We start from the raw sequence: 14,564 nt of genomic DNA on the forward strand, positions 1-14,564 counted from the left end.
CTGGGTGCCTCAAATTGTTCGGACAAAGTGATTAAAATTATGGCAATAGCGAAAAAATACATTAAAAATGTAGGTATTGAAACGCCAATGACTCCTGAGTTCTTCGAAACTTTTTTCAAGAAGAAGGAAGCGATCTTAGAGACAAAACTCGATTTTATCAATTGTGCAGAATTGCACTTAAATGCCAATAACATAGACAATTATTACGGGGAAAACATGTATATTTCCAGACATGGCTATATATCTCCGATTTGGAGTAGGGAATTAACTCTGAAATTCATGAAAATAGCCGTTGAAGAAAGCTGGGATTTAGCAGTTCATGATTGCTCAAACTATACGAAATTTGTCAGAGGTTTGAATTTTAGTGGCAATGAGGGTAGGTGGGTCGGATCCAGTAATTATACCTGTGAGTTTTTCAGGATACCCTACGAAGTGTTTTTACCCATACTGCGTGATGACAATTTCAAATTTTTAAGTGAAGAGGAATTGCCTGCCGGCTATAAACCAGGAGAGTTGGTTCTTTAGTGAGGTAAGATACCAAATGTTGCAAAAACAAGGTGCTGCAATAGTGCTTCGTAAATTTGATACACTTGGTATGTAACTGAATAATTAAATTAACATGTGAAGTGATGTTTTGTTTTTAACGCAATAGAACGTCAGTTAGGTGGTATATATAATAGTAGAACAAATTCCAAAATGCCAATATGTGACTTACCGACTATTACGATCGGCATTAAGCGAAGATCGTGCTTAATGCTGTGGTACCGGTGCCCAGAAGGGCAACCGGAGTTGAGGATGCCTTAAAAGGCAAAGTAATCTGCGGCGAATGCGGAAGCCGTTACGAAAGGATTTTGGACAACAGGGTCGGTGAAAAATGGAGATGCAAGAATCCTGAATGCTCCACAACGGTTAAAATAACCGACGCCCTGCTGACCGAACAGGTCACTGACCTGATGAACTATGCGTATCGGAAGCGTCAACAGAGTTCGACTTGAAGACAAAAATCTCTGTTACTGAGATTTAATGAATAGATTATGTTTTATTGAAGTCTGTTTCGGGACTATTTAACTCATGACAAGAAATGCCGAGTTAATAGAAACGAGAGGTACCTGAAACCTGAGCGGAACGGTGAGTAACGGCTCTGGAATAAGTGATATTCCGGAGCCGTTACTAGATTAGAAAACGGACAATCACCACCACAGTTTAAAATTACCATTGACCAAACTAAATATTAATGCTAACATACGTTTTACATAGGTGAGATTGAATGTCAATTGCATTAATACATACCATTAATAATCATACAGAACTAAAGGGTCCTGTTTAAATCTGAAGGGGGGGAAGGTGTAATGGAAACTTCAATACTGGAGGACAAGGTAATATATGAACAACTGAATGAAATATGTGATTGGCTTCACAAAAACCTTTACTATGATGGCTATCTAATTCGCTTATTGGACCTTATAGGTGCTACCATGGTGGGCGTAAAACCAGCTGAATTGCTCAAGATTCCTATAAGGGGTAGTACCAGCGAAGCTGTCACAGCCCGCAAACGTATGGATTAAATTGGAAACTTGTTTATAACCTCGTTATATTCTTGCTGGGCCTCAGTTATAGCCAACTTTGAATATACCTCTAATGACTTTCGGCTTTTGTGACCGGAATAAGGCTGAATCAATGCATCATCGATGCCTTGCTTTTTTAGCCAGGTTAACAAAAAGTGCCGTAATTTATGGGGAGATAAATTCTGTGCTAGTCCTGCTTCTTCCGAATACTTACCCAGGATCTTTCTAATACCCCGGTCGGTATATTTTTTCTTCCACGAAGATTCAAATAGATAAACGGCTTGTTTTTTGATCATTGAATCAGCATGCATGGCCAGCAATTCCTTAAATGACTGGGGGAACGGGACAATGCGATCCTTGTTCCCCTTCCCTTTATTTATCCTTATTTGACAGTAGTGAAAATCGACGTCTGTAAGCTTGATGTTTATTAACTCACTTACTCTTGCGCCGGTATAGAGTAGCGTTTTAACTATCATCATATCTTGAAAGTTCTTAGCCTTCCAGACCACATCATAATATCGCTTTAATTCTTCTTCCGTAGGAACATAAGGTAACTTCTTGGACGTTTTAGGTATTTCTATTTCCAATTCAGCTCTCAGGTGTTGAAATAAGCTTTTTAGATAAGCATAATCAGGCCGTTCCCCTCTTAGATGCTTGGCCAACTCCTTAGCTTTCTTTTTAGCCGAAGTTCTCTTCTCAGTCATGCGATCACACCCTCTTCCAGCGGAAGACGTTCATTCATGTTCAACTTGAACGTTCCATACGGGTTGATATGGGTGTATACAAGAGGTGTTAAAGCACGGAAGTCCTCCTGAGTCATTAGATTCAACCATTTTGGATTTGACAGGATGGTTTGAAGCATAATCGTGTTGATGTATACCAAACAATTCTGTAATAGGTGTAATGACAGAACAGCTATTTCTTGATCCTCTAATCTATTTGTAGAGATTTCTCCACCCTTACCGTAAAAAATAAAGCCATTTGCGCTATTCCAGTTTTCCACGACATTTAATCCTTTATGAATCTCCTGGCGCAGTTCTTCAGAATGCAGATAGTCACAAAGGAAAATGGTTTTTACGGCTTTCCCAAGTTCTCCTAAAGCCTGGTAGGTAGGATGTTTAAGGATGTTTAAGGTTGTTTCGGTTGAACCGCTTTAAGATAGCTTCCGTTTCAGCAGTACCTAAACGTAATGCGGTAGCATATTTCACCATTTGATCATACTGTTGACGGATTAGATCCCAGTTGATCGGACGGGTAAGAACCGGTTGAAGATTGGGGTAAGCTTCAGCCATTCCGGATTCCGGCCTGTATAGCTTTTGAGAGTGAATGGCCTTCAGACGCGGCATTAACTGGTACCCAAGCAAATGGCAGAAGGCAAATGCTACTTCGCTTTGGCCATGGGAGTCAACGTAATTCTTCTCGACTTCCATTTCAGTACAATGCCGCAGTAAACCCTCGATCATGGCGGCAACTTCTGATGAGGAACAAGATTTTAGCTGTGAGTAAATACACGTTGATTTCTTTTCTACATGCCAATAGATCATTACGCCCCGACCCCGGTACCGGATATGCCATTCGGTCATGAGGTTTTGGTCCCAAGCCCCAAACTTTTTTGAGTCGGAAGCGCAAGAAGTGGTGCCGTCACCCCATATTTCCTGCATTCGGACTCGAAAGATTGCGTTAACCACTTTAGCAATAACATTTCGCAGGTTATCCCGGTGTATAAACTTACGCCGTACATAAAGTAAATCCTTATATGATTCCTCATGTTCGCCGGAGCTAATTCGTTTTAGGCCAGTGTTGGTGCCGAGTCCGTACAAGGATAAAATTAAGCGCCTTTGTAATGTTTCCCGGCTCAACGCCTCCCGGACTGCCGATGTTTTAAATTTATCAGTAAAGGATATCCTCAGATCGGTTTCCTTCAGCACATCGAGAAGGCTGGTCATTGGCCAGCGACGTAACAATTCTGCTTTAATACGGGTTAAATTAGCCGGTTCTGCCTGCGGTTCCAAAGGCGATAAGGTTATCCATCCGTTACCTTTGTCAGTAATTCGGACTTTGGGATTTTTGGGAAGTCCAACATCAAGTCGTTCCAACCCCCCGATCATTGCTTGCTTTAAAGCGTTTATGAAGGATTCGGCATCCATGGGTTGATTAATGGCTTTGTAATTTTCTTCTCGCCGTATCTCGAAGTCTGCCGGTAGGTCCTCATCAGGGTTGCGGTACCGATCGGCACCTTTTACCCACACTTCTTTACAGCGCAGACGATCCCTTAAGGCTTGAAGTGCGCTAATCTCGTAATTAATGCGGTTAATTCGTTCCTGGCCATTATCATCTTTTTCAATGATAATTTCTTTGTTCACGGAACGAATAACACCATCAACTGGAATATCTTCTGACGCCGGAAAATAATGCAACCCAGTTTGAGCATATTTTTTGATAAGTTCAAGGGCTTTAATAACAGGCCGGTGAACCTCATTATTAGACTGAAATTGAAGGATGCCTAATATTTCGGGAATCATTCGGCGATAATGGCTGCTATAGGAGGCGCGAATGACAGTATGTATTTTTTCCCGATAAGCTGGCCCCGTGCTTTTAAACTCTTTAACCAGGTCTTTTAACGTCTGTTCGCTGACTATCGGATAGAGAACGTCCTTAATTATCCCGTCCGGGAATTCCAGAGCTGTTTGTGCCAAGTTGAACAGGATACCTTGTTTGTTGCTAACTCGCCGCAGATCGTTAAGTATTTCCTTTTCTACTCTGCGTTCGGCCCGTACTCCGATTCGGTGAATGATTTGAATAAGTAGCTCTATAAGGTTATCGGTGATCTCTAATTTCCGGAGATAAAAGAAAGCGGATAATAACGTGTAGCGTATCGGCTCTGGATGCCGACGTAGTTCACGGATATCTTCAGTGGCCACACGCTGCTTATACTTTTTCAAAACTTTATATGGAACATCCCGGTAAAGATCATCCGGAAGATCCAAATTCCGAATCGTTTTAAGCTTGTTAATTTCCTTAAAGACACTCTCTAAACCTGGTCGGCCTGGATCTGATCTTAATTCATGAAAAGAAAGTTGATCTCCATTTTCACCAGTTGGTTCGTCTTTTTCCTCATCTAAGGATGAAATACTTTCTATCAAGGCATCTAACTTGGACAAAGATGCATTAGGCATTTTTTCATAGGTGGCCTTAAAGAATTGTTCTTCAAAAGTTGAGACAGCAGACCGAATAAGACGCTCAATACGCTCCGGAGTAGGAGGAACAATTTTCAGCTCCCGAAACCGTTTATACACCATATCTTTGACATGTTCAAATTCTTGGTCGTGATATAAGACGTTCTTACACAACCAGGCAGTTATATCATGCGTATCCTGGGTGGTGTCTTCTCTGAATCCGAAAAACTCACGGATTTGTGTTCGGTGATATGTAATGGAGCGTCCGGCCCAATCATATTGTGCATATAATGCTGGTTCCGTATAAATTTGCTTTGCAATATAAGCAATCACAGCTTTAGGAACTTCGTATTTTTGGCTTGGAAATCTAGCTTCATGCTGGAAAAACTTAAGTAGTACAGCAAAGCCTAACCGGGTTTCTCCCGTCTTGTTCTCAATTAACCTCATTTCACTTGGCATAATCGTAAAATGCTCAATTAATTCGTCCAGCTCCCAATTTCTTTTCATAATTCCCCTCCAAACAAAGTTCCTAAAAGAGTGAGTATCGGAACAATCATTTTGGAATTAGTATACCGAAGCTTACTTTATGAGGCAATCTTTATTATAAATACGCCGTTGTTCCATTTCCGAAATAATAACCGGAACTTTTAGTTGAATATATTTTCCATATCATGTTATAATATAAGTAAGGAATGTAAGGAATTCATTAATGAAGGGAGCTAAGTTTATGGACATGGAAGTTTCAAGAGTAACATCAAAGGGGCAAATTACCATTCCAAAGGCGGTACGTGAACGATTAAAATTGTCCGAAGGTGATAAGGTGGCGTTTATTGAAAAAGATGGGAATATAGTTATCACAAAATCTAGTGTAATTGCCTTAAGAGAGTTTTTAGATTCGATGAGCACAGAAGCCCAGGCCAAGGGAATTACTGAAGAAGAGATGCTAAAAGAGTTAGAGCAAGTCCGGGAGGAAATGTGGAATGAACGAAAAAAATAACTTTTTTCGTGTGTTCGTCGATTCCAATGTATTGATTTCAGCTATGATATCCCAAACATCGGTTTCTAGAAAATTACTTCTTCTGCTTGTCGAAGAACATCAGTTAATCATTTGTAGCTATTCTATCGCCGAAGTATCGCGGATTTTAAATAAAAGATTCCCAAATAAATTGCCTGAATGGGATCAATTCTTGACGAGAATCGAGTTTGAATTAGCATACACTCCGGAAGACCTTTCCGCTGTAAAAGCTCCATATATACGAGATCCAAAAGATATCCCAATCCTGATTTCAGCTATGGTAGCTCAACCGGATATACTTATCACCGGGGATCTAGACTTTTACACTCCAGAAATACAAGAGTATTTTACTATAATGACACCGGGTGATTTTCTTAACGCTTTTTCTAGCAGCATAACTCAGTGATTGGAGGTAATTAAGTGTGCCCGATTACTTTTGGGAATGGTATAAGAATAAAGGATACGATAAGACTTTAAGTATTGAAGGCTGCTTTAATAATAAAGCTTTCTTAATTGGTTGCTGTACTGAGTATCTCATTGAAAAAGGACAACGATTAACCAAAATGCATGAATATAGCAATATGAATGATATTCTAGCTTATTTACAAGCAGGGGTAGCATGGACAAGGTGAATAAATTGCGAGGAGGAGAATTGAATTATGGAAAATCTATTACTATGCCCTGTGTGTGGAGGTCAACCGAAGTTAAGTTCTCAAGAACCTGAATATCAAAGTATGAAGTATTTTTGCGGTGTCCATGCTGCTTGTGGTGACTGGAAAAAGACTGAAGCATTGGCAGCAAAAGATTGGAATAAACGTGTTCAAGAGTATAAAGATGCATTACAACGGATTGAAACTCATGGTACACCAGAATATTTAGAAATACAGGGAAGAATATCAGCGCATGCTTATTGTGAAGATTGTGATTATGAAACAGATAGTATGCCAATGAAAGATTTATTTTTCAAACTCAGCATGGAAGGCGGTTACATCATAAGTGACAAGAGTGGCGGATATAGTAGTCAATGTCCTAATTGCGGAAGTGAAAAATTATCCCTCGAAATTGCCTAATTACGTATTATTGACTGGAAATTATATCAGTCAGTGATTTCCACTTAAATTCGTAGAGCTCTTTAAAGCTGGTGATCCCTAGCTAGGAAAACCAGCTTTTATGTAATAATATACCATATGTTTTGTGCTTGGGTGACAATTTTGCCAAGATTCCAATTTAATCCATACGTTTGCGGGCTATGACAGCTTCGCTGGTACTACCCCTATAAGCGAAGGTGAAAGAAAAAACTTGGCTTTGGAAGAATTAAAAATCTACTTTTCGCGAGATAAAAACATCAAGTTAAGAGAAATAAAGAAACAGAATGGAAGAGTACAAGTTTTGTTTTATCATTTCACTTCTCTAGAAAATGCACTCTGCAGCAAAACAAAGTTAAGATTTCTTCGAGGCCTTGGCTATCCAGAACAATTTTCTGTAGAAGGTTATGTTGATTTTCTGGTTACAAGGTTAAATGGGAAGGATTTCCCTCATGAAATAGGACTTTTTCTTGGCTATCCATTTAAAGACGTACTAGGATATATCGGCCATCCTTCATTGAAACTGGTTAAGATAATTGGTGGAAAATATATGGTAATGAAAAGTTGTCTAATAAGAGGTACGAGAGCTTTTTAGAAGCCAGGACAAAAGTACGAGAACTTATTTACCCGCTGGCTAACTACCATTAAGTATGTAACGGGAAGAAGTGTAGTGCTCCTGAATGAGAGGAGTAATTTTTTAACACACATATTGAGAATGATTATCATATCAATACTTAAGTCGCACTAATAAATTAAGTAGACACACAGGTTTCAATAGATTAAGGAGGGACAGGACATTATGCAAATCAGCAGAAGAGAATTTCTAAAATGGTCCGTCGCAGCAGCAGTAGCCCTAGGTATAGAAGTCAGTCTTGGTAGTGTTAGCAATGTTCTTGCAGCTGAAACAGATCCACCGATTATTTGGCTCAAGGATCAGGGTGCTCAGGTTGTACAGTATCGACGTTAAATGTTACTAATCCCACTACTATTGACAATGTTCTCTTAAACAAAATCAGTATGAAGTATAACAGCACCCTAATGACCGCTTCTGGTGACCTAGCAATGCAAACCTTAGACCAAAGTGCAACTCAATATAAGGGGCAGTTTATTCTAGTGATTGAGGGTGCAGTGCCAACTGGTGCCAATGGAAACTATTGTGTCATTGGAGAAGTTGATGGAACTCACTTAACCATGGAACAAGCTGTCTTGAAGTATGGACCAATGGCAAAATATGTGGTTGCAGCAGGAACTTGTGCTTCCTTTGGAGGGGTTTCGGCTGCAGGAACCAATGCAACGGGTTGTCTAACCGCCAGCTCTATACTTAGTGGAAAGACTGTAAACCCTGTGGTTAATCTACCTGGATGCCCGATTCATCCAACGGTTCTTATTCAAACACTTTTAGATTTAATTCTCATTGGCATGCCTTCACTTGATAGGTCTAACCGACCAAGTAACTATTTTGGAACAAAGATCCATAGTATGTGTCCGCGAAAAGGAACCACTGTTGTAAAACAACTGGGGCAATATGGGTGTTATAAAAACGTAGGCTGTAAAGGACCTGGTACTCAAAATGTATGCCCTTCAATGAAATGGAATAATGGACAAGCATGGTGCATTGGGGTTAACTATCCTTGTATAGGATGTGCGAATCCTGATTTCCCAGCGAATCCTCTATGTAAGGTATAATGAGTAATTTATTAAGGGAAGGGATGAAATCAATTGAGTACAATAGTATTAGATCCGATTACTCGACTCGAAGGACATTTGAAAGTTTCAGTAACCCTTGATGCCAATAATATTGTAACCGCTGCTCAAGCAACGGGTAATTTATATAGGGATTTTGAAAATATGCTGATCGGAAGGGGTCCGAAGGATGCAGCGTTTCTAACCCAACGGATTTGTGGTGTTTGCCCAGTTTCTCACGCTATTGATTCCGCAAAGGCTACTGAACAAGCCGCAGGGTTTACACCAAGTCTTCAGAACTTATTATTAAGAAACTTGATTCAGGGCGCTAACTTCATCTCAAGCAATGTTTTGCACTTTTACCAACTAGCTTTAATGGACTATGTTCAAGGCCCACAAATGCACCCGTGGACGCCCGGATATACGCAGGATTTCAGATTTAATGCGACCGACAGTCAAGCCTTGATTAATAACTATGTCGCAGCGTTATCTATAAGAAGACAAGCCCATGAAATGGGAGCCATCTTTGGCGGAAAGCTTCCCCATGTCGGCAACGTAGTTCCTGGTGGAGTTACCGCAATCCCGTCCGCGACAGACATTACAAACTTTCGTAATTATTTAAATACTATTACGTCGTTCATTCAAACTACGTATGCAACTGACGTCAACAAATTAGCGTCGACTTATAGCGACTATTATACGGTTGGCAAAGGGTATGGCAATTTGATATCCTTTGGGGTCTTTGATACAAATACGTCTGGAAATAAGCTATACCCGGCAGGAACGGTAACTAATGGCACGATCGGGAGCTTTACACAGACAAATATCAAAGAATATGTGGGACATTCTTGGTATTCGTCACCATCAGGCTCTAATCCGGCCTCCGAGACGACGACTCCAAGCTTTGGTAAAGCAGGTGCTTACACTTGGTTAAAGGCCCCGAGATATAATGGAGCTGCTTATGAAGCGGGCAGCATAGCAAGAACATGGCTCACGGGAGAGTATCGTCGCGATGTTTCTGTCATGGACAGGCACTTAGCGCGCTTCACAGAAACGAATAACATTGCGGTTAATATGCAAACCTGGTTGAATCAAGTGGTTGTCGGTCAAAATCAGTTTACTAATTTAGGAACTCCTGCTTCTGGCTCTGGAATAGGGTTAACTGAGGCACCCAGAGGAGCACTCGGTCACTGGTTATCTGTAGCAAGTTCAAAAATTACGAAATACCAAATCGTAACTCCAACTTGCTGGAACGCTTCACCTATGGATGATGCCGGCATTGTAGGGCCGATGGAAAAGGCTTTAATTGGAACGCATGTTGAGAATACTTCGCAACCCGTGGAGCTTTTAAGAATCGTTCACTCCTTCGACCCCTGCACAGGATGCTCCGTTCATGTGATGTCGCCTGAGGGAATGGAAATGTCCAACTTTGTGGTACAACCCCAAGGAGTTTAGTGATGAAGGACACTGTCATTATAGGAATTGGTAACATTCTTATGCAGGATGATGGCGTGGGAGTTCATGTCATAACACACCTTGAAAATGAAACGCTTCCATCGACGATTGAGTTAGTCGATGGAGGTACTTCCACCCTAGATACACTTGGCTACTTTTTGGACTATAGAAAGGTCATCGTGGTCGATTGTTTGAGAGCAGGCTTGAAACCAGGCACTATCTATAAAATAAAACCGGAAGATATTAAGAATTATCAAAAAGAAAACCTTTCTATTCATGATGTTCAGATCTTGGATGTTGTGAAAATGGCAAATATGATGGGTCAATATCCTGAGGTCGTTATCTTTGGTATAGAACCGAAAACAATCTCGGTTAATTTAGAAATGACGGACCTGATGTATGCCAAAATACCTGAAGTGATTGCGAATATTAAGAAAGAGCTACTCTTAGATGTTAAAGTAGTCTTAGGTGAAACTAATGCATGAAGTTTCCATTATCCAAAGCGTAATTGAAATAGTCACCAAGCAAGCCCTTGAAAATAATCTAATAAAAATAAATAATGTTTCTTTAAGAATAAGCGAGCTATCCGGTGTCATGCCTGAATCCTTAGAGTTTGCTTTCGACAGCTGTATCAAAGGTACGATGCTGGAAGAGTCCACATTGAACATAGAAATCGTAAGCGCATTAGGTGAGTGCAAGAATTGTAATCTAGAATTTCCAATCGAACATTTTAACAAGCTATGTCCCAGCTGCAACAAGTTCTGTACGAACATTATTCGTGGGTATGAGCTTTATATCAATACCATTGAAGGAGACTAAACGATGAGTGAGATTAAGGTAGTTGCCAACATCCTCCATACAAATGAGGAGATAACCTCTCAAAATAAACGATTGCTCAACGATAAAGGGATCTATGTTATTAACATGATGAGTTCACCAGGTTCTGGTAAGACATCGCTGCTGGAAAAGATCATTTCAAAACTTAAAGATAGAATTAAAATTGCAGTTATTGAAGGGGACTTGTACACAACTAAGGACGCCGAAAGAATCGAGGCACAAGGGGTCCCAGTGGTTCAGATCAACACAGGGGGAGCTTGTCACTTGGATGGAAAGATGATCAAAGGTGCCTTAGATTCTTTAAACCTGGATAATGTGGATTTGCTTGTGATAGAAAATGTCGGCAATTTAGTCTGCCCAGCGGCTTTTGAACTGGGTGAAGACATAAAGATCACAGTATTGAGTACCACGGAAGGTAATGACAAACCATTGAAATATCCGCGAATGTTTGAGAACAGTGGGGCAATTATTTTAAACAAAATGGATTTATTGGAACTGACTAATTTCGATAAAGCTGAGTTCTACAAAGACATTAACTCTCTTAATGCCTTAGCGACTATTTTCGAGACATCCTGTCTTAAAGACCAAGATCAGGGTATCGATGAATTATGCTCATGGTTAAGTCAGCAAGTGAACATTAATAGTCAATTTAATAAAGCATGTATCTGATTAATATACTTTTATGGACTCAAAAAGGAGAGATTAGTGTGTGTCTTGCTGTTCCAGGAAGAGTTTTGAGATAGAAAAAGCTCGCTCCTTAAGAAAAAGGCGGAAGGTGCAGATATTAGACTAGTGTACTCTCCTATGGACTGCCTCACCATTGCTGCGGACAATCCTTCTAAACAGATTGTTTTTTTGGCAGTAGGCTTTGAAACGACCGCACCGATGACTGCGGTAACGGCTATCGAGACAAGAAAAAACGGCTTATGCAATCTTTTTTTCTTTACAGCCCATAAAATTGTGCCCCCAGTTATGGGAGCACTCGTTCAGGATAAAGATTTGAACTTGGACGGTTTTTTATTACGGGTAATGTTAGTGCAATTATCGGAAGTGAACCTTACGAATTTCTAAGCAAGGATTTTAAGATTCCAGGGGTAGTAACTGGTTTCGAACCCGTAGATATACTTCAAGGTTTAAATACTTTAGTTAGTTTAATAAGCAAAAAGGACTATAGAATTGCTAATGACTAGTCTCATTAATCGCATACTATTTAATATTACTACTATTGCTGCGCAAGTATCACTAAGGACTGCAACCCATAAAATAAGCCAACCAGGGAAAATTAGCACTAAGGCAGTTAGTTTAACGAGAAGGGAAAACCAGATATTTTGCTTGATAATCTTGAGCGTTTGTCTACTTAACTTTATTGCGTGAGGGAGTTAACTGATAACCAATATTAGATACATGGGAGATTGTTCCTATTTTGATTGAAATATAATCTAAGTTCTTGGGAGTATAGCAGAGTATCAAAAAAACTGTTGACAAAATAGCTAAAAGAAGTATACTTGTAACTGATAATGATTTTCAATATCTTGAACGCGTGCAAGATAAAAATCAAAGGTTATGAACTATTTTTGGAAATTTGGGAGGAGAAACACATTATGAAAAAACGTCGCTTTGCAGGAATGCTTGCTGTACTTACTTTAGCTGGAGCGGTACTTACGGGTTGTTCAGCAACTTCATCGACTACGTCAGTTCAAACGGAATCCAGTTCACCGCAAGGGGAAAAGACAAGTCAAGTTGTCAATATTTATTCCGACCGACATTATGAGACGGATAAGCTGCTCTTAGAGGAGTTCTCTAAGGAAACTGGGATCAAGGTCAATGTCATCGAAGGGAAATCCGATGAATTGATTGAGCGTCTTGCTCGGGAAGGGAAAGATTCTCAAGCGGATCTTCTCGTGACAGCAGACGTCGGAAGACTTCATAGGGCAAAAGAACAAGGGTTATTACAATCTGCAGAATCGGATACCTTATCTAAAAACGTTCCTGAGAATCTAAAAGATAAGGATAATCAATGGTATGGTTTAACGGTTCGGGCGAGGGTCTTGGTTTATGCCAAGGATCGGGTAGACCCATCCCAATTATCAACGTACGAAGATCTGACCGATCCCAAATGGAATAAGAAAATTCTTGTCCGTGGTTCAGACAGTATTTACAACCAATCCTTACTCGCTTCATTTATCGCTGTGAACGGGGAAGAAAGGGCGATAGCATGGGCTAAAGGAATTGTTAACAATATGGCTCGTACTCCCAAAGGATCGGATCGGGATCAAGCAAAGGCTGTGGTCGCAGGCGAAGGAGATGTCGCCATCATGAACACGTATTATTACGGCCTCCTCCTAAATTCCTCGGATTCTGAAGAAGTCAAGGTCGCTAAACAACTCGGGGTCTTCTTCCCAAATCAAAGCACAACCGGTACTCACATTAATGTAAGTGGAGCTGGTGTAACTGCATCCGCAAAGAATAAAGAAAATGCGATCAAATTGGTTGAATTCCTTTCTAGCGAAAAGGCCCAGAAGCAATTTTCCGAAGCAAACTACGAATATCCGGCTAACCCTGTTGTTGAGCCTTCAGACCTTTTGAAGTCCTGGGGAACCTTTAAACCACAGACTATCAATCTCACGAAATTAGGCGAGAATAATAAGAACGCTGTACAGATCTTTAGTCAAGTGGGTTGGAAGTAATTCTTTGAGTCAACGAAGGCAGCCTAGAGAGGCTGCCTTCATTTGGTATGGTGAGTTAATAGATAGATTAAGGGTGGTGTATATTTGAGGAGTGGTAGCAGTATCAAACGGAGCTTTAATCTATGGGGAATGTTGAGTGCGTTTTTCGTTGCACTGATTATCTTACCTAATGTTTACTTATTTGGGAATTTGTTCGTTCAACCGAATGAAAATTGGTATCACATAAAAACCTATTTACTTCAAGATTATATTACCAACACTTTGATGATCATTGGTTTTACTGGTGTATTTACAGTTTTGGTTGGAAGCGGACTGGCATGGTTGATTTCAGCTTATGATTTTCCAGGAAGAAGGATTTTTAATTGGGCTCTAATTCTACCATTGACAATTCCGCCTTATATTGGGGCGTACACTTATAATGGGATTTTAAACTATACTGGAGTCGTACAAAGGCTTCTCAGAAATGTCTTGGAAGTTCAAGTCAATCCGAAGTGGTTGGATATCATGAACATTCAGGGAGCAATATTCATTTTCGCTGTCTTCTTATTTCCGTATGTCTATACAGTCACTCGTGCGTTTTTAACCAACCAATCAGCGTCTCTCATTGAAAACGCTAGGCTATTAGGGAAGAACTCGCTGGAAATTTTTACTCAGGTTGTTTTACCTATTTCGAGGGGGGCCATCTTAGGTGGGATGACTCTCGTTATATTTGAGGTGCTCAATGATTACGGAGTAGTCTCTTATTTTGGAGTGCAAACATTTAGTACTGCGATTTTTAAGGCATGGTTCTCTATGGGGGATATCGACACTGCCGTTAAGCTTTCAGGAGTTTTGATGACTATTGTCATTAGTGTATTACTGCTTGAAAGAGGATTAAGAGGGAGAAAAAAATACAGTTATACCACCTCTAAAGTAAGGCCAATTGTACGGACTCGGCTTAGGGGGCTGAAGGGGTTTTGGGCTTTTTTCGTCAGTTTTATGTTTCTTAGTTTAGGGTTCATAATTCCAGTCCTTCAACTCCTTGTTTGGAGTACCTTAACTTATAAAAAGGTTCTTAATAT

At 40.2% G+C, this 14,564-nt stretch carries 16 protein-coding genes and 3 pseudogenes; 17 read left to right on the plus strand and 2 right to left on the minus strand.

Annotated elements, in window-relative coordinates:
* The 3 genes and pseudogenes from JL57_RS14715 to JL57_RS14720 all read left to right on the plus strand — a co-directional run.
* Positions 1 to 525: pseudogene (locus JL57_RS14715) on the plus strand (radical SAM protein); the annotation flags it as partial.
* 221 nt (positions 526 to 746) lie between these two features.
* On the plus strand, positions 747 to 995 hold the full coding sequence (locus JL57_RS34530) for a zinc ribbon domain-containing protein (RefSeq protein WP_291300121.1): 249 nt from the start codon (positions 747 to 749) through the stop codon (positions 993 to 995).
* A 354-nt stretch (positions 996 to 1,349) separates the two neighbouring features.
* Positions 1,350 to 1,565, plus strand: a complete 216-nt coding sequence (locus JL57_RS14720) for a hypothetical protein (protein ID WP_034142788.1) — start codon at positions 1,350 to 1,352, stop codon at positions 1,563 to 1,565.
* Here JL57_RS14720 and JL57_RS14725 read toward each other — a convergent pair.
* Together JL57_RS14725 and JL57_RS14730 are read right to left on the minus strand one after the other, a co-directional pair.
* Positions 1,562 to 2,269: a tyrosine-type recombinase/integrase gene (locus JL57_RS14725; protein ID WP_034142789.1), complete on the minus strand. Its 708-nt coding sequence runs from the start codon at positions 2,267 to 2,269 to the stop codon at positions 1,562 to 1,564. The genes JL57_RS14720 and JL57_RS14725 overlap by 4 nt on opposite strands.
* Positions 2,266 to 5,248: pseudogene (locus tag JL57_RS14730) on the minus strand (Tn3 family transposase). Before JL57_RS14730 ends, JL57_RS14725 begins: the two are co-directional and overlap by 4 nt.
* A gap of 220 nt (positions 5,249 to 5,468) precedes the next feature.
* Here JL57_RS14730 and JL57_RS14735 point away from each other — a divergent pair.
* The 14 genes and pseudogenes from JL57_RS14735 to JL57_RS14795 all read left to right on the plus strand — a co-directional run.
* Positions 5,469 to 5,738 (plus strand): AbrB/MazE/SpoVT family DNA-binding domain-containing protein, encoded by a 270-nt coding sequence (locus JL57_RS14735; RefSeq protein ID WP_291300122.1) that lies wholly within the window; start codon positions 5,469 to 5,471, stop codon positions 5,736 to 5,738.
* Positions 5,722 to 6,162 (plus strand): putative toxin-antitoxin system toxin component, PIN family, encoded by a 441-nt coding sequence (locus JL57_RS14740; protein WP_034142790.1) that lies wholly within the window; start codon positions 5,722 to 5,724, stop codon positions 6,160 to 6,162. Before JL57_RS14735 ends, JL57_RS14740 begins: the two co-directional genes overlap by 17 nt.
* A gap of 16 nt (positions 6,163 to 6,178) precedes the next feature.
* Positions 6,179 to 6,388 carry a hypothetical protein gene (locus tag JL57_RS14745; RefSeq protein WP_034142791.1) on the plus strand — a complete coding sequence of 70 codons (210 nt, stop codon included), beginning with the start codon at positions 6,179 to 6,181 and terminating at the stop codon, positions 6,386 to 6,388.
* Positions 6,389 to 6,415: 27 nt separating this feature from the next.
* The gene (locus tag JL57_RS34535) at positions 6,416 to 6,826 is read left to right on the plus strand and encodes a Lar family restriction alleviation protein (protein ID WP_291300123.1); all 411 of its coding nucleotides are present in this window, start codon (positions 6,416 to 6,418) and stop codon (positions 6,824 to 6,826) included.
* A 229-nt stretch (positions 6,827 to 7,055) separates the two neighbouring features.
* Positions 7,056 to 7,436, plus strand: a complete 381-nt coding sequence (locus JL57_RS14755; protein WP_291300124.1) for a DUF3793 family protein — start codon at positions 7,056 to 7,058, stop codon at positions 7,434 to 7,436.
* Positions 7,437 to 7,640: 204 nt separating this feature from the next.
* On the plus strand, positions 7,641 to 7,808 hold the full coding sequence (locus tag JL57_RS36440; RefSeq protein WP_366557032.1) for a twin-arginine translocation signal domain-containing protein: 168 nt from the start codon (positions 7,641 to 7,643) through the stop codon (positions 7,806 to 7,808).
* Complete coding sequence (locus tag JL57_RS14760; RefSeq protein ID WP_366557033.1) at positions 7,763 to 8,527, plus strand: hydrogenase small subunit; 765 nt, start codon at positions 7,763 to 7,765, stop codon at positions 8,525 to 8,527. Before JL57_RS36440 ends, JL57_RS14760 begins: the two co-directional genes overlap by 46 nt.
* A 33-nt stretch (positions 8,528 to 8,560) precedes the next feature.
* Positions 8,561 to 9,979, plus strand: coding sequence for a nickel-dependent hydrogenase large subunit (locus tag JL57_RS14765; RefSeq protein ID WP_034142792.1), 1,419 nt, complete (start codon positions 8,561 to 8,563; stop codon positions 9,977 to 9,979).
* Between the two features lie 2 nt (positions 9,980 to 9,981).
* Complete coding sequence (locus JL57_RS14770; RefSeq protein WP_034142793.1) at positions 9,982 to 10,464, plus strand: HyaD/HybD family hydrogenase maturation endopeptidase; 483 nt, start codon at positions 9,982 to 9,984, stop codon at positions 10,462 to 10,464.
* Positions 10,457 to 10,798, plus strand: coding sequence for a hydrogenase maturation nickel metallochaperone HypA (locus tag JL57_RS14775; RefSeq protein ID WP_034142794.1), 342 nt, complete (start codon positions 10,457 to 10,459; stop codon positions 10,796 to 10,798). The genes JL57_RS14770 and JL57_RS14775 overlap by 8 nt, the downstream gene beginning before the upstream one ends.
* Before the next feature lie 3 nt (positions 10,799 to 10,801).
* Positions 10,802 to 11,485, plus strand: a complete 684-nt coding sequence (gene hypB / locus JL57_RS14780; protein ID WP_034142795.1) for a hydrogenase nickel incorporation protein HypB — start codon at positions 10,802 to 10,804, stop codon at positions 11,483 to 11,485.
* A 135-nt stretch (positions 11,486 to 11,620) separates the two neighbouring features.
* Positions 11,621 to 12,006: pseudogene (locus tag JL57_RS14785) on the plus strand (hypothetical protein).
* A gap of 411 nt (positions 12,007 to 12,417) precedes the next feature.
* A complete protein-coding gene (locus JL57_RS14790) occupies positions 12,418 to 13,503 on the plus strand; it encodes a Fe(3+) ABC transporter substrate-binding protein (protein WP_034142796.1) in 1,086 nt (361 codons plus the stop codon).
* 84 nt (positions 13,504 to 13,587) lie between these two features.
* Positions 13,588 to 14,564 (plus strand): iron ABC transporter permease (locus tag JL57_RS14795; RefSeq protein ID WP_291300125.1); only part of this gene is annotated, 977 nt, incomplete at its 3' end.

The organism is Desulfosporosinus sp. BICA1-9, from assembly GCF_000802135.1.

What these genes read in the sequence shown, in the direction of transcription:
- JL57_RS14720 (WP_034142788.1), top strand. Translation starts at nt 1,350, where the DNA reads ATGGAAACTTCAATACTGGAGGACAAGGTAATATATGAACAACTGAAT.
- JL57_RS14725 (WP_034142789.1), bottom strand. Translation starts at nt 2,269, where the DNA reads ATGACTGAGAAGAGAACTTCGGCTAAAAAGAAAGCTAAGGAGTTGGCC.
- JL57_RS14735 (WP_291300122.1), top strand. Translation starts at nt 5,469, where the DNA reads ATGGACATGGAAGTTTCAAGAGTAACATCAAAGGGGCAAATTACCATT.
- JL57_RS14740 (WP_034142790.1), top strand. Translation starts at nt 5,722, where the DNA reads ATGAACGAAAAAAATAACTTTTTTCGTGTGTTCGTCGATTCCAATGTA.
- JL57_RS34535 (WP_291300123.1), top strand. Translation starts at nt 6,416, where the DNA reads ATGGAAAATCTATTACTATGCCCTGTGTGTGGAGGTCAACCGAAGTTA.
- JL57_RS36440 (WP_366557032.1), top strand. Translation starts at nt 7,641, where the DNA reads ATGCAAATCAGCAGAAGAGAATTTCTAAAATGGTCCGTCGCAGCAGCA.
- JL57_RS14770 (WP_034142793.1), top strand. Translation starts at nt 9,982, where the DNA reads ATGAAGGACACTGTCATTATAGGAATTGGTAACATTCTTATGCAGGAT.
- JL57_RS14775 (WP_034142794.1), top strand. Translation starts at nt 10,457, where the DNA reads ATGCATGAAGTTTCCATTATCCAAAGCGTAATTGAAATAGTCACCAAG.
- hypB (WP_034142795.1), top strand. Translation starts at nt 10,802, where the DNA reads ATGAGTGAGATTAAGGTAGTTGCCAACATCCTCCATACAAATGAGGAG.
- JL57_RS14790 (WP_034142796.1), top strand. Translation starts at nt 12,418, where the DNA reads ATGAAAAAACGTCGCTTTGCAGGAATGCTTGCTGTACTTACTTTAGCT.